We start from the raw sequence: 899 nt of genomic DNA, 5'->3' as shown, positions 1-899 counted from the left end.
GAAGCCTATCGCGCGCTCGCCGCCGAGGCCGAAAGCGATTACGAAGGATTCTGGGCGCGTCTCGCGCGCGAAACGCTCGCGTGGCACAAGCCGTTCACGAACGTGCTCGACGAAACCGACGCACCGTTCTGCAAGTGGTTCGACGACGGCGAGCTGAACGCGTCGTACAACTGTCTCGACCGCCACGTCGAAGCCGGCAACGGCGAGCGCGTCGCGGTGATCTTCGAGGCCGACGACGGCACCGTCACGCGCGTCACCTACGCCGACCTGCTCGCACGCGTGTCGCGCTTCGCGAACGCGCTGAAGCAGCGCGGCATCGGCAAGGGCGACCGCGTCGTCATCTATATCCCGATGTCGATCGAAGGGATCGTCGCGATGCAGGCCTGTGCGCGCATCGGCGCGACGCACTCGGTCGTGTTCGGCGGCTTCTCCGCGAAATCGCTGAACGAACGCCTCGTCGATGTCGGCGCGGTCGCGCTGGTCACCGCCGACGAGCAGCTGCGCGGCGGCAAGACGCTGCCGCTCAAGAGCATCGCGGACGAAGCGCTCGCGATGGGTGGCTGCGATGCGGTGAAGAGCGTGATCGTCTACCGTCGCACCGGCGGCAAGATCGACTGGCACGCGGATCGCGACCTGTGGATGCACGAGCTGACCGCCGCCGCGTCCGACACCTGCGAGCCGGAATGGGTCGGCGCCGAGCATCCGCTGTTCATCCTGTATACGTCGGGCTCGACCGGCAAGCCGAAGGGCGTGCAGCACAGCACCGGAGGCTACCTGCTGTGGGCCGCGCAGACGATGAAGTGGACCTTCGACTGGAAGCCCGCCGACGTGTTCTGGTGCACGGCCGACATCGGCTGGGTCACGGGCCACACGTACATCACCTACGGCCCGCTCGCGTG

The 899-nt window shown here is 67.3% G+C and carries 1 protein-coding gene; it reads left to right on the top strand.

The annotated features are described in order from the left end of the window. Window positions 1-899 (top strand): AMP-binding protein (locus tag G3N94_RS41790; protein WP_205799969.1); only part of this gene is annotated, 899 nt, incomplete at both ends.

Source organism: Burkholderia sp. Ac-20353 (assembly GCF_017104785.1).
Classification (GTDB): Bacteria; Pseudomonadota; Gammaproteobacteria; order Burkholderiales; family Burkholderiaceae; genus Burkholderia.
This window is presented reverse-complemented; position numbering and strand designations above follow the sequence as displayed.